20 protein-coding genes are annotated in these 21575 nt (G+C 69.4%); 7 read left to right on the forward strand and 13 right to left on the reverse strand.

Annotated elements, in window-relative coordinates:
• Window positions 1–5: 5 nt before the first annotated feature.
• Both ACFU5V_RS30440 and ACFU5V_RS30445 read right to left on the reverse strand, forming a co-directional pair.
• The gene (locus ACFU5V_RS30440; protein ID WP_378703607.1) at window positions 6–1673 is read right to left on the reverse strand and encodes an AMP-binding protein; all 1668 of its coding nucleotides are present in this window, start codon (window positions 1671–1673) and stop codon (window positions 6–8) included.
• Window positions 1674–1699: 26 nt separating this feature from the next.
• Entirely contained in the window at window positions 1700–2893 is a 1194-nt protein-coding gene (locus ACFU5V_RS30445; protein ID WP_378703553.1) for an NADH:flavin oxidoreductase, read from the reverse strand.
• A gap of 154 nt (window positions 2894–3047) precedes the next feature.
• On the opposite strand from ACFU5V_RS30445, the gene ACFU5V_RS30450 reads away from it, so the two are divergent.
• On the forward strand, window positions 3048–4709 hold the full coding sequence (locus ACFU5V_RS30450) for a class I adenylate-forming enzyme family protein (protein ID WP_378703554.1): 1662 nt from the start codon (window positions 3048–3050) through the stop codon (window positions 4707–4709).
• A gap of 72 nt (window positions 4710–4781) precedes the next feature.
• Here the strand turns inward: ACFU5V_RS30450 and ACFU5V_RS30455 are convergent, their stop codons facing one another.
• The 6 genes from ACFU5V_RS30455 to ACFU5V_RS30480 form a co-directional block, all read right to left on the reverse strand.
• Window positions 4782–5597 (reverse strand): mycofactocin-coupled SDR family oxidoreductase, encoded by an 816-nt coding sequence (locus ACFU5V_RS30455; protein WP_378703555.1) that lies wholly within the window; start codon window positions 5595–5597, stop codon window positions 4782–4784.
• Between the two features lie 20 nt (window positions 5598–5617).
• The gene (locus ACFU5V_RS30460) at window positions 5618–6268 is read right to left on the reverse strand and encodes a PaaI family thioesterase (protein WP_378703557.1); all 651 of its coding nucleotides are present in this window, start codon (window positions 6266–6268) and stop codon (window positions 5618–5620) included.
• The gene (locus ACFU5V_RS30465) at window positions 6265–7137 is read right to left on the reverse strand and encodes a MaoC/PaaZ C-terminal domain-containing protein (RefSeq protein WP_378703558.1); all 873 of its coding nucleotides are present in this window, start codon (window positions 7135–7137) and stop codon (window positions 6265–6267) included. The genes ACFU5V_RS30460 and ACFU5V_RS30465 overlap by 4 nt, the downstream gene beginning before the upstream one ends.
• A gap of 1 nt (window position 7138) precedes the next feature.
• A complete protein-coding gene (locus ACFU5V_RS30470; RefSeq protein ID WP_378703559.1) occupies window positions 7139–9340 on the reverse strand; it encodes an acyl-CoA dehydrogenase in 2202 nt (733 codons plus the stop codon).
• A gap of 23 nt (window positions 9341–9363) precedes the next feature.
• Window positions 9364–10527 (reverse strand): steroid 3-ketoacyl-CoA thiolase, encoded by a 1164-nt coding sequence (locus tag ACFU5V_RS30475; protein WP_378703560.1) that lies wholly within the window; start codon window positions 10525–10527, stop codon window positions 9364–9366.
• A 185-nt stretch (window positions 10528–10712) separates the two neighbouring features.
• Entirely contained in the window at window positions 10713–11324 is a 612-nt protein-coding gene (locus ACFU5V_RS30480) for a TetR family transcriptional regulator (RefSeq protein WP_072940808.1), read from the reverse strand.
• Window positions 11325–11507: 183 nt separating this feature from the next.
• Here ACFU5V_RS30480 and ACFU5V_RS30485 point away from each other — a divergent pair, with 183 nt between their 5' ends.
• Window positions 11508–13046 carry an FAD-dependent oxidoreductase gene (locus ACFU5V_RS30485; RefSeq protein ID WP_378703561.1) on the forward strand — a complete coding sequence of 513 codons (1539 nt, stop codon included), beginning with the start codon at window positions 11508–11510 and terminating at the stop codon, window positions 13044–13046.
• On the opposite strand, the gene hsaA is transcribed toward ACFU5V_RS30485, so the two are convergent.
• Window positions 13047–14213 carry a 3-hydroxy-9,10-secoandrosta-1,3,5(10)-triene-9,17-dione monooxygenase oxygenase subunit gene (hsaA, locus tag ACFU5V_RS30490; RefSeq protein WP_378703562.1) on the reverse strand — a complete coding sequence of 389 codons (1167 nt, stop codon included), beginning with the start codon at window positions 14211–14213 and terminating at the stop codon, window positions 13047–13049.
• Window positions 14214–14379: 166 nt separating this feature from the next.
• Here hsaA and ACFU5V_RS30495 point away from each other — a divergent pair, with 166 nt between their 5' ends.
• Genes ACFU5V_RS30495 through ACFU5V_RS30505 form a run of 3 tightly spaced genes read left to right on the forward strand, consistent with a single transcriptional unit; the run spans window position 14380 to window position 16590 of the window.
• Window positions 14380–15543, forward strand: a complete 1164-nt coding sequence (locus ACFU5V_RS30495) for a Rieske 2Fe-2S domain-containing protein (protein WP_378437044.1) — start codon at window positions 14380–14382, stop codon at window positions 15541–15543.
• Window positions 15521–15775, forward strand: a complete 255-nt coding sequence (locus ACFU5V_RS30500; protein ID WP_378437043.1) for a hypothetical protein — start codon at window positions 15521–15523, stop codon at window positions 15773–15775. Before ACFU5V_RS30495 ends, ACFU5V_RS30500 begins: the two co-directional genes overlap by 23 nt.
• Before the next feature lie 23 nt (window positions 15776–15798).
• Window positions 15799–16590: an SDR family NAD(P)-dependent oxidoreductase gene (locus ACFU5V_RS30505; RefSeq protein ID WP_378703563.1), complete on the forward strand. Its 792-nt coding sequence runs from the start codon at window positions 15799–15801 to the stop codon at window positions 16588–16590.
• An 11-nt stretch (window positions 16591–16601) separates the two neighbouring features.
• On the opposite strand, the gene ACFU5V_RS30510 is transcribed toward ACFU5V_RS30505, so the two are convergent.
• Window positions 16602–17387, reverse strand: coding sequence for an oxidoreductase (locus ACFU5V_RS30510; protein ID WP_378703565.1), 786 nt, complete (start codon window positions 17385–17387; stop codon window positions 16602–16604).
• Window positions 17388–17618: 231 nt separating this feature from the next.
• Between ACFU5V_RS30510 and ACFU5V_RS30515 the strand changes: the two genes are divergently transcribed.
• Together ACFU5V_RS30515 and ACFU5V_RS30520 are read left to right on the forward strand one after the other, a co-directional pair.
• The gene (locus ACFU5V_RS30515) at window positions 17619–18434 is read left to right on the forward strand and encodes an alpha/beta fold hydrolase (RefSeq protein ID WP_378437804.1); all 816 of its coding nucleotides are present in this window, start codon (window positions 17619–17621) and stop codon (window positions 18432–18434) included.
• Window positions 18435–18504: 70 nt separating this feature from the next.
• Entirely contained in the window at window positions 18505–19740 is a 1236-nt protein-coding gene (locus tag ACFU5V_RS30520; RefSeq protein ID WP_378437827.1) for a low temperature requirement protein A, read from the forward strand.
• Here ACFU5V_RS30520 and ACFU5V_RS30525 read toward each other — a convergent pair.
• From ACFU5V_RS30525 to ACFU5V_RS30535, 3 genes are read right to left on the reverse strand one after another with little or no spacing between them, the layout of a single operon-like run.
• Complete coding sequence (locus ACFU5V_RS30525; protein ID WP_378437806.1) at window positions 19737–20573, reverse strand: DUF427 domain-containing protein; 837 nt, start codon at window positions 20571–20573, stop codon at window positions 19737–19739. The genes ACFU5V_RS30520 and ACFU5V_RS30525 overlap by 4 nt on opposite strands.
• Window positions 20574–20591: 18 nt before the next feature.
• Window positions 20592–21191, reverse strand: coding sequence for a hypothetical protein (locus tag ACFU5V_RS30530; protein WP_378703566.1), 600 nt, complete (start codon window positions 21189–21191; stop codon window positions 20592–20594).
• Window positions 21191–21538: a PEP-utilizing enzyme gene (locus tag ACFU5V_RS30535; RefSeq protein WP_378703567.1), complete on the reverse strand. Its 348-nt coding sequence runs from the start codon at window positions 21536–21538 to the stop codon at window positions 21191–21193. Before ACFU5V_RS30535 ends, ACFU5V_RS30530 begins: the two co-directional genes overlap by 1 nt.
• Window positions 21539–21575 lie beyond the last annotated feature (37 nt).

Consider the following 21575-nt stretch of genomic DNA (forward strand, 5'->3'; position numbering starts at 1 on the left):
CACCGTCACACGTGCAGGAATCGTTGCCGGCCGTGCGTGTGGAACTCCTGCTCCAGCGCGGCCTTCTCACTGTCGGTCATCTCGTGGTACTCGGGAACACCGCGTCCCACCCACCGGAAGATCGGATCGTCGCACCGCCAGCGCTGTTCCTGCAGGGTCCGCTTGAGCACCTTGTTCGATCCCGTCACCGGCAGGTCCGTCGACACCCGGACGAATCGTGGGGCCGCCTTCGTGCCCAGGTCGTCCTGGCCGCCGAGGAACGCGGCGAACTCGACCGGATCGAAATCGGCCGGGTCCGACACCTCGACGGCCGCCATCACCTGATCCCCCGACCTCGGATCGGGGACGGCGTACACGCCGGTGGCGATCACTTTCGGGTGGCGGCGCAGAATCCGCTCCACCATCAGCGCCGACGTGTTCTCGCCGTCCACCCGGATCCAGTCGCCCTTCCTGCCTGCGAAGTAGATGAAGCCGGCCTCGTCGACGTACCCGAGGTCGCCCGTCCAGTACCAGCCGTGCCTGATCCGGTCGGCGATCGCGTCCTCGTTCTTGTAGTAACCCTCGAACCGTGCCGCGCCCGCCTTGTCGACCATCTCGCCGATCGCCTCGTCCGGGTTGAGCACCCGGCCGTGCTCGTCGATCCGCGCCCGGGCCTTCTCCGCAAGCGTGTCGGGGTCGACGATGACGATGTTCTCGTTCGCGGGCCTGCCGAGCGCGCCCTCGGGGGCGTGGGGGTCGAGCGTCACCGAACCGGCGCCCTCGCTCGAGCCGTATCCCTCGTACAGTTCGGCGCCGAACCGGCGGACGAATTCGGCCTTGTCCTCCGGGGACGCCTCGGTCCCGAAACCGCGGACGAGCGTGTTGTCCCGGTCGTCGGGCTGCTCGGGTGTGGCCATCAGATACGCCAGCGCCTTGCCGACGTAGGTGAAGAACGTGGCGCCGAAGAACCGGACGTCGGGCAGGAATCCGGACGCGGAGAACTTGCGCGGCAGGCAGACGGTGGCGCCGTTGGCGAGCGCGGGCGCCCACAGCGCCATCAGCGCGTTGCCGTGGAACAGCGGCATGCAGCAGTAGTCGACGTCCTCGCGCACGTGCCCATACTTGGCGATGTTCGCGTACGCCAGCCGGGCGAGGCGGCCCTGGCTGCACCGCACCGCCTTCGACGTGCCGGTGGTGCCGGACGTGAAGAGCAGCAGGAACAGCGTCGACGGGTCGACCCCCGGACCCTCGGCCGGACTCTCCACGGCACGGGCCGCGACGAGGTCGCTGTAGGCCGGATCGTCGACCAGCAGGAACCGGTCCTCGGACAGCCCGAGGTCGAGACCCGCCAGCTGCGCCCTCCCCGCGGTGTCCGTGACGATCAGCTGGCAGTCGACGTACCGGATCTCCGCCGCGAGTTCCGCCCCCCGGCGGGTCGGATTGATGCCGACGACGGTGGCGCCTGCGAGCGCCGCGCCGCCCAGCCAGAACAGAAACTCGGGGGTGTTATCCAGCAGGACACCGACGTGGAACGGTCCGCCGCGGCGCAGCGAGGACGCGACGGCCCCGCGGGCCGCGCTCTCGCGCACCACCTGGTCCCACGTCCAATCCTGTTCCCGGGTGCGGATTCCCAGCCTGTCGTCGCCCAGCCGGTCGAGCAGCATGCGGGCGATCGTGGTGCGTTCCAACTCCAGCTCTCCTGTCGACACGGTGGTCACGTTCACGGCACGCGGAGCACGCAGTGGGTGCCACCGTAGATCGCCGTCATGCACTTGTTGCAGTGAATGCACAGTCCGGGGTTGTGGGTCTCGTCCGTGATCCGGTTGACGAGATCGGGTTCCCGCAGCAGTGCCCGTGCGACCGCCACGAACTGGAAGCCTTCCTCCATCGCCAGGTCCATGGTCGCCTTGCCGGTGATGCCGCCGAGCAGCACGAGCGGCATCGTCACGGCCGCCCTGATCTGCCGGGCGTCCTCGAGGAGGTAGGCGTCGCGGTAGGGGTATTCCTTCAGGAAATGCTTGCCGACCAACCGGATTCCCAGTTTCGTCGGCTGCGGCATGACGGCGGCGAACTCGCGGAGCGGCGCGTCGCCTTTGAACAGGTACATCGGATTCAGCAGCGAACTGCCCGCGGTGAGCTCGAGCGCGTCGAGTGAACCGTCCCGTTCGAGCCACTGCGCCACCTGAATGGCCTCGTCCACCCAGAACCCGCCGGGCACACCGTCGTCCATGTTCAGCTTCGCGAGGATCGCGATCCGGCCACCCACCGCGTCCCGCACGGCCCGGGCGGTCTCGAGCGCGAATCGGGCGCGGTTCGCCAGGGATCCGCCGTACTCGTCGGTGCGCCTGTTGACCTTCGGGCTGAGGAAGGAGCTGATCAGGTAGTTGTGGCCGAAATGGATCTCCACGGCGTCGAATCCCGCCTCCACCGCGCGGCGGGCCGCGTTCGCGTGCGCCTCGACGATCCGGGCGATATCGGCCGTCGACGCCGGCGTGGAGAAGTTCTGCGTCGTCATCCGAAAGGCACGGGACGGGCCCAATGCGGGGTACCCGATGTACTTCGCGGCCGCGACCGGTCCCGCGTGACCGATCTGCGCGGACACGGCCGCGCCCTCGGCGTGGATGGCGTCGGTCAGCTTCCGCAGGCCCGGCATCGTCTCGTCGGTCCACTGGATCTGGCCGGGCGACGTCCGTCCGTCCGGGGCGACCGCGCAGTACGCGACGGTCGTCATGCCGACGCCTCCGGCGGCGGGCCGCCGGTGGAATTCGATGAGTTCGTCGGTGACCAGACCCTTCGGTGTCAGGCCCTCGAACGTCGCCGCCTTGATCACACGATTGCGCAGAGTGATCGGTCCGAGCTTGGCGGGGGCGAGCGGATCGACCTTCACGGTGGGCGGGTCGAGATCTATCGTCATATGAGTTCCTCCAGCTGCGATTCGCTGTCGAACGTAACGGCGCCGGGACGGCACGGATCGCGGCAGTCTCGCTGAGTGGTAACCACGTCCGGGCGCCCGTCACGGCGTGCCATCTTGTGTCGGTACGAGTGCCCGAGGACGAAAGGTCGACCCGATGACTGCCCCTACAGATCCACAGTTGCACCTGGATCAGGTGATGTCGCGTCTCACCGGACCCGGTGGACGGTTCGAGCTCGTCGAGGAACCGGTGCTCGGCACCCGGATGCCGGTGATGAAGAACCGTGGACGCTCGGTCGGCGAACTCCTCACCACGTCACTGAGGTGGGGCGACCGCGACTACGTCGTGACCGCCGAGCGCCGGATGTCCTACACCGAGCACGCCGCCGCGGTCGCGGCCCTGGCCACAGCGCTGCGCGAGGACCACGGCGTCGGCAAGGGTGACCGGGTGGCGATCCTCGCCGCGAACACCCCCGAGTGGGTGGTCGCGTTCTGGGCCACCCAGGTGCTCGGCGCCATCAGCGTCGGATTGAACGGCTGGTGGGTTCCACGGGAGGTCGAGTACGGGCTGACACACAGTCGCCCCACCGTGGTGATCGCCGACGCGAAACGCGCCGCGACGCTCGCGGCGGTCGGCGCCGACGTCCCGGTCCTCACGATGGAGGAGGACCTACCCGCGATCTTCGCGCGGTACGCAGGTTCACCGATGCCGCACACGGACGTCGACGAGGACGATCCCGCCGCCATCCTCTACACCAGCGGCACGAGCGGCAGGCCCAAGGGGGCGTTGCACTCGCAGCGCAACATCCTGGCCGTCGTCGACTACCACCGCTTCAGCGACGCCGTGGTCGGGGAATTCAGTGGACGGCCCGTCGATCCCGACGTGCCGAGTCCGCTCCGCTACCTTCTGACGTCGCCCCTGTTCCACATCGCGAGCCTGCACAATCTGGTGATTCCGCGGCTGGCGACGGGCGGGGCGGTCGTCATGCACGAGGGCAGATTCGACGTCGACGCCGTGCTCCGTCTCGTCGAGCGGGAACGCGTCACCAACTGGGGCGCGGTGCCCACCATGGCGTCCCGACTGGTGGAGCACGAGAACCTGGGCAGGTACGACCTGTCGTCGCTCACGTCGTTCTCACTGGCCTCCGCGCCGTCGTCGGTCGCGTTCCAGGGACGTCTTCGCGAGAGGGTGCCGTTCGCGCGCAACGCGCTCGTCGACAGCTACGGGCTCACCGAGTGCAGTACCGCGATCGCCGTGGCCACCGCCCCCGAACTCGAGCAGTTCCCGGGCACCCTGGGGCGGCCTATCATCACCGTGAGCATGGAGATCCGCGACCCGTTTGGAGAGTGGCTGCCCGACGGCGTCGAGGGTGAGGTGTGCGTGCGCAGCCCGTTCGTGATGCTCGGCTACTGGGAGGACGAGGCCGCCACCGCCGCCGCGATCGCCCCGGGCCGGTGGCTCCGGACCGGCGACTTCGGGATCGTCGAGAACGGCCGCCTCCGGCTGACCGGACGTCGCTCGGATCTGATCCTGCGCGGCGGCGAAAACGTGTATCCCATCGAGATCGAGCAGTGCCTCGACGAGCACCCCGACGTGCTCGAGTGCGCGGTGATCGGGACACCCCACGAGGATCTGGGGCAGGAGGTGGCCGCCGTGGTGGTGTTGCGACCGGGTGCTGCGGCCACCGAGGCGGAACTGCGGGACTACGCGGCTGATCGCCTGTCGTATTTCAAGGTCCCGACCCGCTGGCGGATCAGCACGGACCTGCTGCCCCGCAACGCGACCGGCAAGATGATCCGCCGCGACATCACCGTCTGACAGCCGAATGCCGCGGGGGTGCAGTCGAACTGCACCCGCGCGGCATTCGGGCGAGGAAGGACGGGGCGAACGTCAGCGGATGAGGTTGCCGAGATCGACGGGGATCTGCGCCCCGGTGATGTACTTCGCTTCGTCGGAACACACCCAGGCGACGACGGCGGCGACGTCTTCCGGCTGGGTGATGGTGTAGGGCAGCGTGTTCTGGTAGATCGAGCCGAGAGTCGACGCGTACTTCGTGATGAGCGGGTGCAGGTCGCGCATCTTCATGCCGGTGTCGACCCCGGCCGGGTGCACGGTGTTGACGCGGATGCGGTGCTCGCCGAGTTCGTTCGCCATCGTCTTGGCGAGCCCGGTGATGCCGTGCTTGGTGGCGACGTAGTGCCCGGTGAACGGGGTGCCCTTCAACCCGGACACCGAACTGGTGAAGACGACGGCGCCGCCCTCACCCTGTTCGATCAGGTACGGAATCGCCGCCTTCGCGGTGTGGAATGTTCCCGTGAGATTGACGTCGACCGTCTCCTGCCACTGCTCGGCGGTGATCTCCCACGACAGCGCCCCCGAGCAGATGCCCGCGTTTGCGATCACGACGTCGAGGCGGCCCAGCCGGTCGATGCCGTCGGCCAGTGCCCGCGAGAGGCCGTCGAAGTCGCGCACGTCGGCGGTGGCCGCGACGATCCGCCTGCCCGTCGACTCGACGAGCCGAACCGTCTCGGCCAGGTCGTCCCGGGTGGCGCCGGGATAGGGCGTGGACGCGAATTCGGTGCAGGCATCGATCGCGATGACGTCGGCGCCCTCGGACGCGAACCGCACGGCTTCGGCGCGACCCTGCCCGCGTGCGGCGCCGGTGACGAAGACGACCTTGTTCTCGAAACGCTGCGGTGACGTCACGGTCTGCTCCTCTAACGGGGTCATCGTGGGCGGGGCACGGTCTTGTCGACGAACAGTCCCTCGACGGAGACGCACACCTGGCCGTCCGCGGTCCGGATGTCGCCGGCGGTGGTGATCTTGCGGCCGTCGACCGAGATCAGCTTCCCGGTCAGGGTGAGCGGTTCGAACAGCGGCGTCGGGCGGTGGTAGCGGGTGCTCAACTGCGCTGTCATGCCCGCCTTTCCAGCCCAGGCGTTGGCGACGCCGAGGACGTGGTCGAGCAGCAGCGCGGACACGCCGCCGTGGACGTGCCCGGGCGGCCCCTGGTACGGGATGGTCAATGTGACGGTGCCCTGTACCGATCCATCGGACAGTCCCTCGAGGACCAGGGGCGGTGCGAGTGCGTTCTCGGGTCCGGTGACGGGGTCGTGCCGGGTGACGCCCTCGCCGTTCCACATGTCGATGAGCCGCTCCGCGACGGCGGGCGCGTGTTCCTCGAGGTGCTCGGCGATGCTGTTCAACTCCTCCGCGACGCGCTCGAGGTTGGCGTTGCCGCGGTCGGTGCGCAGCAGCGTGTCGACCACGCGCCGGGCGGCCCCGGTCGCCCGGTCGACGGCGGAACCGTCGGGTGGCGACGTGAGCACCGTTCCCGGCGGACTGTTCTCGAACGTGGGGTGCGTTCCGACGCTCATCCTGTCACCTCCATCGTCGCCTGGGTCAGCACCGGCTGCCCGGCCCGGTCGGGGCACGTCGCGCGGAGGGTGAGCCGGTCGCCCTCCTGCCAGACCGCGGTCTCGACGGTGTCGCCGGGGTACACCGAGCCCGCGAACCGCACCGCGTAGTGGCGCAGTCGCGTGGGATCGCCGTCCAGCATTCCGTCGACGACGGCCTTGCACACCACACCGTACGACGCGAGCCCGTGCAGGATCGGCCTTTCGAACCCGGCCGCGGCGGCGAACTCGGGGTCCGCGTGCAGCGGGTTGAGGTCGCCGCTGAGCCGGTACAGCAGCGCCTGCGCCGTCCCGGTGCGGGACACGAGCACCGTGTCGGGCTCCCGTTCGGGGATCGTGGCCACCGACTCGGGTCCCGGGGAGCCGCCGAACCCGCCCTCATCACGGGCCCAGATCTGCATCCCCGTGGTCCACAACGGGTTCCCGCCCGAGTCGGTGGCCGTCTGTTCGAGCACGATGACGGCGGCCTTGCCCTTGTCCCACACGTCGGCCACCCGCGAGGACACCCGGGCGCCGCCCGAGGTGGGGATCGGGGCGTGCACGGTGAGCGACTGGCCGCCGTGCAGGATCTTGCGCAGGTCGATGTCGATGCCGGGCAGGCTCAGCCCGGCCGCGGGCACGTCGCCCGCCGAGATGCCCTGCCCCGCGACGAGCGCGAATGTCGGCAGCACCCGCAGGTCCTTCTCGTACACCCAGCGCAGTTCCGCGGAGTCCCGGGTGTTTTCGCCGGCGCCGAGACCGAGGTGGTAGAGCATCACGTCGCGTTCGGTCCACGACAGGTCGCGCACGGTCGGGTCCGCGGCCAGCGCCGTCGTCACGTCGATCGCCATGTCAGGCCACCGCTCCCTGTCCGGGCTCCGGGTCGCGGGGCAACCCCAGCAGCCGTTCGCCGATGATGTTGAGCTGAACGTTGGTGGTGCCGCCTGCGATCGACATGCACTGCGAATTCAGGAACATCTGTGTGTCCGACGTGCGGGGCCGGTCGCCGAGCAGGGCCCGCGGTCCCGCCCAGTCCATCGCCACCTCCCACACCTGCTGGATGTGTTCGACGCCGAGCAGTTTCGCGATCGACGATTCGGCGCCGGGTTGCCCGCCCGCGATCGAGCGCAGGGTGGTGCGCAGTGCCATCAGCCCGCCGGACTGCGCGTCGCAGAGGACCTTGCCGAGCACGGTCAGCTGTTCGTCGTCGATGCCGCCGGGCAGTTCACCGGCCAGGGTCAGCAACGCCTCCCCACCGGAACCCAGCGAGGAGTCGTGCGACAGCGACACGCGTTCGTTGGCGAGGGTGGTGCGGGCCAGCTTCCAGCCGTCGCCCGGTTCGCCCACGAGGAGTTCGTCGGGGACGAAGACGTCGTCGAGGAACACCTCGTTGAACAGGGCCTCGCCGGTGATCTCGCGCAGCGGCCGGATGTCGAGGCCCTCGCTCGCCTTCATGTCGATCAGGAAGTACGACAATCCCTTGTGTTTGGGGACCGTCGTGTCGGTGCGGGCGAGGCAGATGCCCCAGTCCGCGTCCCGGGCCATCGACGTCCACACTTTCTGCCCCTGCAGCATCCAGCCGCCGTCCACCTTGGTTGCCCTGGTGTTCAGGCCGGCCAGGTCCGATCCGGCGCCGGGTTCGGAGAACAGCTGGCACCAGACGAGGTCGCCGCGCAGCGACGGCGGAACGAAGCGCTGCAACTGGACTGCGCTGCCGTGCGCGATGAGCGTGGGCACCACCCAGTTGCCGATGATCATGTCGTGCGGCTTCAGCGCGGCCGTGCGCAGTTCCTCGGCGATCACGAGCTGTTCCACGGCACCCGCTCCCCTGCCCCACGGTGCGGGCAGGTGCGGTGCGGTGTACCCCTTCTCGGCGAGGTGCGTTCTGCGTTCCGTCTCGCCCATCGACGCGGCGGCCGCGAGTTCCGCGCGGACGCCCGCTCGGATGCCCGCGGCCTCCGGCGGCAGATCGACGCCGAGCACCCGGCGGGCACCGCCCAGCGTCGCGCGGGCGACGCGCCGCCGCCAGAATGCGGTGGATCCCAGCAGGATCCGCAGCGACTGCGCGCGGCGCAGGTACAGGTGCGCGTCGTGTTCCCAGGTGTAGCCGATGCCCCCGAGCACCTGGATGCAGTCCTTGGTCACGGAGAACGCCGCGTCGGGTCCGGTGGCGCCGGCGACCGCGGCGGCGAGTGACGCCTCCGCCGTACCTGTTCCGGGACTCATCGCGCGGGCGGCGTCCCACGCGCAGACGCGGGCCTGCTCCGCGAGGCCGAGCATCCGCGCCACCCGGTGCTTCACGCCCTGGAACTGGCCGATGGGACGGCCGAACTGCCGACGCACCCTGGCGTAGTCGGCGGCGGTGGTCACGGCCCAGTCGGCGACGCCCGACGCCTCCGCGGCGAACAACGTCGCGGCCAAGTCGAGGACGCGCTGCGCATCGATCCGCAGGACGTCGGCCTCGGTGATCTCGAGGCCGGTCACCGCCGCGGTCGCGTTGCGGCGCACCACGTCGTGGCTGGGCAGGTCGGTCACGTCGAGCCGGTCGCGGGTGAGCGCCACGAACACGGTGTCGTCGCCGTCCGCGGCCGCGAGCAGGAACAGGTCTCCCACCTGCCCGCCGAGGACGTACCCCGACTCGCCGTCCAGGGTCACCGTTCCGCCGTCCCGGGCGAGGCGCAGCGAACCCGGCTGCAGCGCCACCGCGCCGAGTGTCGTACCGTCGGCCAGTCCGGACAGCTCACCCGTGCGGCCGGACTCGTGCAGGACGGCGCCGAGCAGCACGGTCGGCAGGAACGGCCCGGGCAGCAGGACCCGGCCGAGTTCCTCGGTGACCACGGCCAGGCCCACCAGCCCGCAGCCCGCACCGCCCACGTCCTCCGGCAGGTGCAATCCCAGTACGCCCAGTTCCGCCAACGACTTCCAGAACAGCGGTCGCTGCTCGGTCTTGGCCTCGACGGCCTGCCGGAGCACGGCCGGGGTCACGGTCCGCGTGGCCCAGCCTCGCACCGAGTCGCGCAGGTCGCGCTCTTCTTCGGTCAATCCCATTGTCATGTCGGCCTCGATCGTTCGGGGGTTCAGATGCGTTCGATGATGGTGGCGGTGGACAGCGCCCCGCCGGCGCACATCGTGACGAGTGCGGTTTCGTTGTCGGAGCGTTCCAGTTCGTGCAGGGCGGTGGTGATCAGCCGGGCCCCGGTGGAGCCCACCGGATGTCCGAGGGCGATGGCGCCGCCGTTGACGTTGACCTTCGACAGGTCGGCGCCGTGTACCTGCGCCCACGACAGCACGACGGACGCGAACGCCTCGTTGATCTCGACGAGATCGATGTCGCCCAGCGCCATTCCGGCGCGATCGAGGACCATCCGTGTCGAGTCGATCGGTCCGTCGAGGTGGTAGTAGGGGTCGGAGCCGACCATGCCGGACGCGACGATCCTCGCCCGCGGCCGAAGTCCGAGTTCGCGGGCACGATCCTCGTCCATGAGCAGGACCGCGGCGGCGCCGTCGCTGATCTGGGACGAGTTGCCCGCGGTGTGGATGTGGCCGTCGATCACCGGCTTCAGTGCGGCCAGGGCGTCGGCCGTCGTCTCCCGCAGCCCGCCGTCCCGGGTGACGACCGCGGATTCACCGGTGGGTGTGCCCGCCTTGTCCACGACGGGGGCGGTGACCGGCACGATCTCGCGGTCGAATCGTCCTTCCGCCCAGGCCTGTGCGGCGCGTCGTTGCGATTCGAGGCCGAGGGCGTCGACGTCGCCGCGCTTGATCCCGCGCAGGTCGGCGATCCGCTGGGCGGAGGTGAACTGGTCGCCCATGTCGATCGACCAGTCGCCGGGGTACGGGTTGCCCGTCTCCGGCGTGGCGGCCTGGCCGAGGAACACCCGGCTCATCGCCTCGACACCGCACCCGATTCCGGCGGAGATCTGGCCGGACGCGATGAGACCCGCCACGACGTGTACGGCCTGCTGGGACGATCCGCAGGCGCAGTCGATCGACGTGGCCGCCGTCGTGTACGGCAGTCCGGCGTGCAGCCACGCCTGCCGGGTCACGTTGTTGGACTGCTCGCCGGCCTGGGTGACGCATCCGCCGACGATCTGCCCGACGTCCTGCGGGGCGACACCGGCCCGTTCGAGGACGCCCCGCTGCGCGGCGCCGAGCAGTTCGGCCGGGTGCAGTCCGGACAGCGCGCCGCGCCGGCGCCCGATCGGTGTCCGTGCCGCGTCGACGATGACGGCGTTGCCCATGTTCCGCTCCCTTGGGTTCTTCTGGCTCGCGGACACGTCCGCGGCTCATTTTTGGAATTTATTCTATTTCTTGGAAGACAGCGATGCCCTTAGTCATGCGAAGGACGGATTCCGACTCGACTCAGCAGTCAGGAATGAATGTCACTTCGGGGGCGCCGGGGAGGCGGCCCCGGCCTGGCAACCGGTCAGCGGTGCGACAGACCGACCAGCAGCAGGTCGCACGCCTTGCGGATGTCCGATTCGGCGTCGGGGATGGTGACCCGGCCGTTGAGGCAGGACTGGATCACGCCGAACCACAACTGCACCAGCAGGCGCAACGCCGTCAGATCCTCCTCCGTCGGGTGTTCGATCCCGGCGGCGTCCAGCATGATCTGCCGGAACGCGCGGTCGACCTTCCCCGCGTCCGGCACGGACGCCACGTTGGCGGTGCTCGTGGACTGGATCATCGCCGTGGACAGCGCCGGGCGGCGCAGCAGACCGCGGGTGGCCCGGACGAGCACGTTGTACACCGCGTCCTGCGGCGATTCCCCCGGCGGCGCGCTCTTCTTGAAACCGGCACCCATCCGGTCGATCTGATCGACCATCACCGCGACGAACAGGTGCGTCTTCGACGGAAAGTAGCGGTACAGCGTCCCGATCGCGACGCCGGCGCGTTTGGCCACCTCGTGCATCTGGACGCGGGCGAGTTCCTTCTCGGTCGCCAGTTCGACGGCGGCCTCGAGCATGCGGACGTGGCGGGCCCGCTGTTCCTCCGAACTCGGTTCGGCAGCGTCCCGCACTTCGGCGATTCTCGGCACCCTCGATCCCCCTTCACTCCGCAACAGCCCCGGATCCGGTGTCGATTCTCGCACCGGATCGGCAAAGCTTCGAATTTCGTCCGGTGAGTGGGACCGCACGTGCCGCACGCCGCCCGGATGCGATTGCGTGAACCCCGCGACTGGACCGTCAGTCACCACAGACCATCAACGGAGGAAACGACGATGCAGGACTGGACAACCGAGTGCGACGTGCTGGTGGTCGGTTCGGGGGGCGGCGCCCTGACCGGCGCGTACACGGCCGCTTCGCAGGGTTTGCGCACCCTCGTCCTCGAGAAGACCCCACTGTTCGGCGGCACGTCCGCGTACTCGGGGGCCGCGGTGTGGCTGCCGGGCACCGCGGTGCAGGAGCGCGCCGGGATCGGCGACTCCACGGACAAGGCGCGCACGTACCTGCGCGCGGTGGTGGGAGACGAGGAGATCGACCGCCAGGAGGCGTACGTCAGCACCGCCCCCGAGGTCGTCGACCTCCTCGAACGCGATCCCCACATCGAGTTCGAGTGGCGCGCATTCCCCGACTACTACAAGGCGCCCGGCCGCATGGACTACGGTCGCGCGATCAACCCGCTCGACCTGCCGGGCGACGAGGTCGGGGAACTTCGTGAGGTCATCCGGCCGGAGGCCGACGTCGACCGGGCCGGCGAACCGCATCCCGAGGGAACGCTGAACGGGGGCCGTGCCCTGATCGGCCGTCTCCTCATGGCCCTGTACGGCACCGGGCACGCGGAACTGCGCACGGAGACCGCGGCCCGCTCGCTCATCGTCGAGGACGGCCGGGTCGTCGGAGTCCTGGCGACGGACGCGGCCGGTGAGACGTTCCGCATCCGGGCGACGCGCGGCGTGCTGCTCGCGGCGGGCGGCATCGAGGGCAGCGCGGCCCTGCGCACCGAGAACGGAACGCCCGGCCGGGCGGAGTGGAGCATGGGCCCGCGCGGCGCGAACACCGGTGACCTCCTGCAGGCGGCGGTGGAGGTCGGCGCGGACACCGCGCTGCTCGACGAGGCGTGGTGGTGCCCCGGCGTCGAACTTCCGGACGGCTCCGGCGCTTTCATGGTGGGTGTGCGCGGCGGAATTCTGGTCGACACGTCCGGAGAGCGGTACCTCAACGAGTCGCTGCCGTACGACCAGTTCGGCCGCGCGATGATCGAACACGGCAGCGCCGCGTCCTACCTCGTCTTCGATTCGAAGGAGGGCGGGCCCGTGTTGCCTGCCATCTCCATTCCGCAGATCTCCGCCGAGAAGCATCACGCGGCGGGCACTTGGGTGTCGGCGGACACGGTCGAGGAGCTCGCGGAGAAGATCGGCGTTCCCGCAGACGCTCTGCGCCGCACCGTCGAACAATTCAACGACTTCGCCAAGCACGGCGTCGACGAGGCGTTCCACCGGGGAGAGGATCCGTACGACAACTTCTTCTGCCCGCCCGGCACGGGTGCGGACGCCCCGCCCAACCCGGCGCTGAGCCCGGTGTCGCAGGGCCCGTTCCATGCGGCCCGCATCGTGCTCAGCGACCTCGGCACCAAGGGCGGCGTCCGGACCGACGCCGACGCCCGCGTCCTGCGCGCCGACGGCTCCCCCATCGACGGGCTGTACGCGGCGGGCAACACCAGTGCATCGCTCAGCGGCCGGTTCTACCCGGGTCCCGGCGTGCCGCTCGGCACTGCGATGGTGTTCTCCTACCGGGCAGTTCAGCACATGCGGGGCTGACTACACGAGGTTGTCCTCCACCGGGAGCCCGAACGCACCCCTGCCGAACAGGGCGAGGGCGCGTTCGGGCTCGTTGGCCACGTGCGCGCTGCCCGCGTGGGCGTCGCGCCACGACCGTTCGATCGCGTTGCCGCGGAACAGCGAACTCCCGCCGGCCGTCTTGACCAGCAGGTCGATCGCCTCGAGGGCACGCTCGGTGGCGCGAACCTGATCGCGGCGCACCCGCAGGCGCAGGCCCATGGGGAGTTCCTCACCGGCCTCGGCCAACTCCCACAGTTCCCGCACGTTGCGATCCATCTGCAGGATTGCGGCATCGATCTCGGACGCCGCCCGGGCGACCGCGACCTGGGCGAACTGGTCGTCGACGAATCGGCCGCCACCGAGGCTGAGCCGCACCCGGTCCCGCATGACCGTGAGATACCGCTCGTAGCATCCTGCGACGATGCCGACCCCGGGCGCCGCGACGGCAGTGGTGAAGAGGGTGGCGAACGGCAGCCGGTACAGGGGTCCGCGGTTCACCTTCTGCCCGGGTCCGCGCAGTTGCGCCGTCTCGTAGTTCCTCTTGATCCGGTAATCGGGAACGAACACGTCCCGGGCGCTGATCTCGTTGCTGGCGGTGCCGCGCATCCCCACCACGTCCCACACGTCGTGGATGCGGTAGTCCGACCGCGGCACCAGCGCGGTCACGAAATCGACCGGGCGGCCCTGGGTTCCGACGACCATCGCGCCGAGCAGCGCCCACGACGCGTGCTCGCAGCCCGAGGAGAAGCCCCACTCCCCCGTCAGCCGGTAGCCGCCGTCGACCGGGACGAGCCGCCCGACGGGTGCGTAGGCCGACGACACGAGCACCGAATCGTCGTGGCCCCACACGTCGCGTTGCGCCCGGTCGTCGAACAGGGCCAGATGCCAGGGGTGCACCCCGAGCACGGACGCCAGCCAGCCCGTCGAGCCGCACACCCCGGACACGGCGCGCACCACCTCGTAGAAGTGCACCGGATTGCTCTCTGTGCCGCCGTACCGCCGGGGCTGCAGCATCTTGAACAATCCCGTGTCGCCGAGTTCACGGATCACCTGCTCGGACACCCGCCGCGACTCGTCGACCTTGTCCGCGCACTCCGCGATCGTCGGCAGCAGCCCGCGGACCGATCTGAGGACCTCGTTCGTCATCTGTCGGAGGGTAGGGCGATCGCACCCGCGCGTGGATATGCATCTCGCTCAACGGGAAACGCCGCCGCCCGCGCGGTCCCGTCCAGTGGGACCACGCGATGCGGGCCGTTCACGCTCACTTAGCGTGCAGGGCACCGCACAAGCCCAGGAGAGGACGGGACGCATCGTGACCACCCAACAGTCCGAGACAGTCGAGGTACGCGAGATCGACGCCGGCGCAGCGCCCACCCGATTCGCCCGTGGATGGCACTGCATCGGATTGTCCGAGGCCTTCCGGGACGGCAAGCCGCACTCCGTCGAGGCGTTCGGCACCAAACTCGTCGTCTTCGCCGACAGTGCCGGCGACCTCGCCGTGCTCGACGGCTACTGCCGGCACATGGGCGGCGATCTGAGCCAGGGCACCGTGAAGGGCGACGAAGTGGCGTGCCCGTTCCACGACTGGCGGTGGGGAAGCAACGGCCGGTGCAAGAAGATTCCGTACGCGCGCCGGGTGCCGCCGCTCGCGCGGACCCGGTCGTGGCACGCGCTCGACCAGGACGGGATGCTGTTCGTGTGGAACGATCCGGAAGGCAATCCGCCGCCCGCCGACGTCACGATTCCCCGCATCGAGGGCGCCCTCGACGACGAGTGGACGGACTGGGTCTGGTACCGCACCACCGTCGACACGAACTGCCGCGAGGTGGTCGACAACATCGTCGACATGGCGCACTTCTTCTACGTGCACTTCTCGTTCCCCACCTACTTCAAGAACGTCTTCGAGGGCCACGTCGCCAGCCAGTTCATGCGCGGGCAGGCCCGTGAGGACATGCGCCCGCACGCGTCCGGTCAGCCGAAGATGGTCGGAAGCCGCTCGGACGCGACCTATTTCGGACCGTCGTTCATGGTCGACGACCTGACGTACCGGTACGAAACGCACGACGTCGACTCCGTGCTGATCAACTGCCACTACCCCGTCAGCGCCGACAAGTTCGTGCTGCAGTACGGCATCATCGTCAAGAAGTCCCAGGAACTCGACGGCGACGCGGCCACCGCGATGGCGAAGAATTTCGGCACGTTCATCGCGAAGGGCTTCGAACAGGACATCGAGATCTGGAAGAACAAGACCCGCATCGAGAATCCGCTGCTGTGCGAGGAGGACGGTCCGGTCTACCAGCTGCGGCGGTGGTACGAGCAGTTCTACGTCGACGTCGCCGCGGTGACCCCGCAGATGACCGAGCGGTTCGAGTTCGAACTCGACACCACCCGGCCCGTGGAATCGTGGAAGCGGGAAGTGGACGAGAACCTCGCACGGAAGGCGCGCGCAGCCGATGCAGCCGCTGCAGTGCACTGAGTGCGGCGCGCGGGTCCTGGTCCGGAAGAACAGCTGGGAGCACACCTCCATTCAGTGGGACGACGCGGCCCGCTCCCGGTGCCGTGAGATCGGCGGCTCCGGACCGGGACGCCCCGGCGCTCCCCGGGAAGGGTGCGCGGCGCTGACCGCGTCGATCGCCCGGGCCGCGCAGGCGGGTGCCGTCCCGGTGCGCGATCCCGACCCCGTACCGACTCCCGTCGTTGTCCACTGACACCATTCCCGAAGGGACACATCATGATCGACATCGATCACTACGGACCGTGGGCGGTGATCGCAGGCGGCTCCGAGGGCGTGGGAGCGAGCTTCGCGGAGGAACTCGGCCGAGCGGGAATCAACCTCGTGCTGATCGCCCGCAAGCCCGGCCCCCTCGAGGAGACCGCCGGCAAGGTGCGCGCGCACGGCGTCCTGGTGCGCACCCTCGCGCTCGATCTCCTCGACCGGGACGCCCTCGACCGGATCCGCACGGCCACCGACGACGTCGAGGTCGGGCTGCTGATCTTCAACGCCGGAGCCAACAGCTACGGGCACGAATTCGTCAGCGGAGACCTCGCCGGCTTCCAGCGAGTCATCGACCTGAACATCACCTCTCAACTGCACCTGTCGCAGCACTTCGGCGCGAGGATGAAGGACCGCGGCCGGGGCGCGGTCGTGCTGGTCGGTTCGCTGGCCGGCTATCTGGGGTCGGAAGACCAGAGCATCTACGCCGCATCGAAGGCATTCGGCCGGATCTTCGCGGAAAGCCTCTGGCTCGAACTGGCGCCGTTCGGGGTTCACGTGGTCGAACTCGTTCTCGGCGTCACCCGCACGCCGGCAATGGTCCGGGCAGGCCTGAACTTCGATCTGCCGGGGATGAAGGTCGCCGAGCCCGAAGACGTTGCCCGGGAGGGACTCGCGCACCTCGCCGACGGCCCGGTCTGGGTGGCCGGCGGCAACTACGACGCGGCGCAGAAGCGCAGCGGGTTCCCCCGCGACGCACTCGTGCGCGGCGCGGCCGAGGGCATGCGGAAACTTCTGGGTCGCCGGTAGTCCGCGGGCGGTCAGAGGGTGGTGACGAGTCCGCCGTCGATCACGAAATCGGATCCCGTCACGTTGCCCGCCCGGTCGCTCGCGAGGAACACGACCAGATCCGCCACCTCGTCCGGGCGGGTGAACCGGCCCGTGACCGCCTGTTTCGCGACATTCTCCGCCACCGACTCCGCGTCGCCGCCCGCCGCGCGCGCCACCGTCGCGGCCACCCCGTCGTCACCGAGCCACAGGGCGGTCGACACCGGGCCGGGGCTGACGGTGTTCACCCGAACGCCCAACGGTCCCATCTCTTTCGACAGAGCTTTCGAGAAGTTGGTGAGCGCGGCCTTGGACGCGCAGTAGTCGATGACGGTGGGGTCGGGCAGGAAACTGTTGACCGAACTCGTGGTCACGATGCTGCCCCGGCCCGCGGCGATCATCGCGGGCAGCGCGGCCCGGATCGTCCGCACCGCCGACATCAGGTTGAGATTCATCGTCGTGATCCAGTCGTCGTCGGTCACGTCGAGGAACCCGGTCAGCCTGGGGTGGGCGGCGCCGACGTTGTTGACGACGACGCCGAGTCTGCCACGGGCAGCGGCGGCGGCAACGAGTTCGCCCGGGCCGGTGGGGGTCGACAGGTCGACGCTCACCGCCTCCACGTTTCCGCTGTGGACCAGTTCTTCCAGTTCCGGGCCGGGCGAACGCGCCCCCGCCACCACGAAGGCACCTTCCGCGGCGAGTGCCCGGGTGATGGCGAGCCCGATACCCTTGCTGGCTCCGGTGACCACGGCGACGGTGCCGCGCAATGCGAGATCCACGGGGTTCCTCCTGACGACGGCGGAGCGTGCATGGACGAGCGGAATGTCCCCCTCCGCTCACGCTAGCCGAAATGATGCCGACCGCGCTGCGGGCGAGTAATCTCAGCGACGAAGGGCCAGGCCACGGCGTCGTCCGTCGTACGACACTGCTACTCGTCGCACGACTGCTCCTGCCGCACAGTCCCCTTCGCCCCTGACCACTGTGTTCCGCCCCGATCCGGGAGACGAGTGATGCGACTTCTTCGACTTCGAACCGCCGTCGCCGCGTGCGCGATCGCCGCGGCCGGCACGCTCACCGTCGGGGCCGGACCGGCCCTCGCCCAGGATCTGCCGACGGTGGTGCTGGTCCACGGCGCGTTCGCCGACACGACCAGTTGGGACGCGGTGGCCGCGGACCTGCGTGGTCGCGGGTACGACGTCGTCGTCCCGGACAACCCGCTACGCGGACCGGCGTACGATTCCGCCGCCATCGAGAAGGTGCTCGCGGACATCCCGGGACCGGTGGTGCTCGTCGGTCACTCGTACGGCGGCGCCGTCATCACCAATGTGCACTCGCCGAACGTCGAGGCCCTCGTCTACGTGGCGGCATTCGCCCCGGCGCAGGGCGAGCCGGTGATGCTGAACCTCGACCCGATCCGGTTCCCCGGCAGCCAGCTGCTGCCGCCGGTGCTGCAGGTGAAGGTCGTCGAGAACGATCCCACCGGGATCGCGGGCAGAAACCTCGACGGCTACATCAACCCGGCCGACTTCCATCGGGTGTTCGCGCCGGACGTGTCCGACGCGACGGCCGCCGACATGCTCGCGCACCAGCGGTCCGCCGCGCTGGTCGCGAACCTCGAACCCAGCGGTGCGCCGTCGTGGGCGTCGACTCCCAGCTGGGCCATGGTCGCTCAGAACGATCTGGTGATTCCGGCGGCGTCCGAGCGGTTCATGGCCACCCGGGCGGGGGCGCAGATCACGGAGATCCCCGCGTCGCACGCCGTCCTGGTGTCCCAGCCCGTCGCTGTCGCCGACCTCGTGGTGCAGGCAGACCAGGCGACGCCGTAACGGCGCAGCCGTGAACGCGCCCGAAGAATCGGCATCGAACGGCGGGAGCCTCGCCCACCGCGTCCAGAAGATGGTTGGACGCGACCCGGACGAGGAACACCGTGCGGCAACGCCGTTGGAGTTGCTGTTCGACCTGACGTTCGTCGTCGCGTTCGGTGTCGCAGGCAATCAGTTCGCCCACCTCCTCGCCGAAGGACACGTCGGCGCCGGGCTGGCGGGTTTCTCGTTCGCGATGTTCTCGATCATCTGGGCCTGGATCAACTTCTCCTGGTTCGCCTCGGCCTACGACACCGACGACTGGATCTACCGCGTCACCACCATGGTCCAGATGATCGGCGTCATCGTCCTGGCGCTCGGCATGCCGCAGATGTTCGCATCCATCGACCGCGGAGTCGAACTCGACAACACCGTCATGGTGTCCGGGTACATCGTCATGCGGGTCGCCATGGTGTTCCAGTGGTTGCGCGCCGCCAGACACGACCCCGACCACCGCTCGGCGTCGCTGACGTACGCCACGGCGCTCGTTCTCGCACAGATCGGCTGGGTGACGCTGGCGATCGCACCCCTCACCGTCGAGTACGCGTTCGGCCTCGGCGCCGTCCTCATCCTCGTCGAGATGAGCAGCCCCGTCATCGCCGAACGGTACAAGGGCGGAACACCCTGGCACGCACACCACATCGTCGAGCGTCACGGCCTGCTCGTGATCATCACGCTCGGCGAGGGTGTGATCGGCACGGTCGCCTCACTGTCCGCCGTCGTCGAACACCAGGGGTGGTCGCTCGACGCGGTACTCGTCGCCGTCGCGGGCATCGGACTCACGTTCGGATTGTGGTGGGTGTACTACACTCTGCCGTCGGCCGAGGTGCTCGCGGTGTATCGCCGCCGCTCGTTCGTCTGGGGGTACAGCCACATCGTGGTCTTCGCCGCACTGGCCGCCGTGGGGGCCGGGTTGCACGTGGCGGCGTACTACATCGAACACGCCTCCCACATCGGCGCGACCGCGACGGTGGTCTCCGTCGCCGTCCCCGTCGCGATCTACCTCGCGGCCGTGTACCTGCTGTACACGTATCTGCTGCGGGTTCCCGACCCGTTCCACATCCTGCTCCTCGTCCTGACCGCGGCGACGATCGCGCTCGCACTCGTGCTGGCGGCGCAGGGTGTGTCGATGGCGTGGTGCCTGATCGTGGTGATGCTGGCACCGGTCGTCACCGTCGTCGGATACGAGTTGCTCGGGCATGCTCACGAGGCCCGGGCACTCGCGATCGCACTCGGGCGCGCCGATCCCGGCGCCCGCGAGGAGTACTAGGACCAGGGCGTTTCCGGCCGCGGCCGGGCCACACCGTCGACGACCAGATCGAGCCGCTCGTCGAAGAACGCCACGAGTCCCCGGACTTCCGACGCGTCGACGAGGGGCTCGTCGTATCGCCACGCGATGTCGTGGAGCACGCCGCCGGCGGTGACCGCGGACCGGTAGGCGGCCTTGCCCTTGTAGGCGCAGTACGTCGTCGTCGCACTCGGTTGCAGTTCCGCGACGACGTCGTCGGGCGGCAGGTAGTACCGCACCGGAAGCAGCGTTTCGAACAGCATTTTCGCACGCCGAGTGTCGGCGAGGAGGGTGTCGCCCAGCGACATCCGGATGTGGCGGGACGTGCGGCGAACATCGATGCGCTGGAACGGGTCGTGCGGATGGCCGACGATCTCGTCGTCCTCCTCCAGCCAGCGGTCGAAGCCGTCGAAGTCGAGAACCACGTATCCGGCCAGGTCTGCGTCGACGGGCCGGAACCCCAGGGCGTACCGTGCTCCGTCGATACGGATCGCGACGGGCTCGCCCTCCGCACTGTGCACCGAGAACGGTATCCGGGGATCGAGCACCGGCATCGTCGTCACGTCCGGCAGGGCGAAGCCGACGTCGCCCTCGGCCTGCACCGAACCCGGTGGCTCCGGCGACAACTCCGCGTCGATGTCCTCCGCCGGCACCGCGTAGGTGGGAACGACGCGCCGTGGTTCCCAGACCAGGACCGCACGGTCACTGTCGACCACCGTGGTCCCGTTCAGCTCGGCACGGATCCGCTTCGCCGTCGGCTCGTAGCGCAGCTCGCGTAGCTGACGTCCGACGGTGTCGCGCAGTCGCAGGCCCATGAGTTGAGAGTAGGCCTCTTACCGGGCGAGGCCGAGGGACGCGATGAGGTCCTCGTGGAACTCGAACCAGACGCGGTGGCAGGAGTCGCGGTCGGTCGCGCTGATCCAGACCGGATCGGTGCTCGCCCGCTCGACGGCGCCGGCGAACCGCTGGTGGTAGCCGGCGAATCGGTCCGTGCCCGCGACCAGGCGCGCCTCGAATCCGGCCAGGGCGTCCGCCGCGATTCCCAGGCGGGTGGTGGTCTCGTCGAGGGTCACGGTGGCCTCGCCGATACCCAGCTCGGCCAACTGCCAGGCGGTGCACGCGTCCGCGACGGCGACGTTGTGCGGCAGGAACTCCCGGTGGACCTGCACCACCACGGTCCGACTCCCGCACCGGTCGAGGTCGGCGGCGAGCAGCCTTTCGCCGTGCACCTTCCCGAGATCGGTCAGGGACCAACCGCTGTCCTCGGCGAAGGTGGTGCGGGTGACCCACCCACGGGCCTGGGCATCGAGCAGGTGCTCGACGGTCTCCTCGACAGGCAGGTCGAAACGGGCGGCGATGCGCGCGGTCTCGGCGTAGCCCAGGATCCGCACGGAATGCAACACCAGAATGTCCGTCGGAGTGCGGTGCGGCATCAGTTCCTCCCGGCGTTCGGAACCGCGACGTGCCCGTGCGTGCCGTCCACGCGGACCAGCAGGCCGTCGGTCAGGGTGGTCATGGCCATCGGCGCGGCCAGGACGGCGGGGATGCCGAACTCGCGGGCCACGATCGCGGCGTGCGCCAGCACCCCGCCGGTCTCGGTGACCACGGCACAGGCGCATGCCAGCAGCGGGGTCCAGGCCGGCGACGTCGTACGGCAGACGAGGACGTCGCCCGGGCGGAAGCGAGCGAAGTGGTCCAGGCCGACGATGATCCGCGCAGGACCGACGGCGGTTCCCGGGCTGGCTGCGACGCCCGTCAGCAGGGTGTTACCGTAATTCACCCGACCACTTCAAGCCATCAACGGCCTGTTGTCAACA

Source organism: Rhodococcus sp. NPDC057529 (assembly GCF_042802055.1).
Lineage (GTDB): Bacteria > Actinomycetota > Actinomycetes > Mycobacteriales > Mycobacteriaceae > Rhodococcus_F.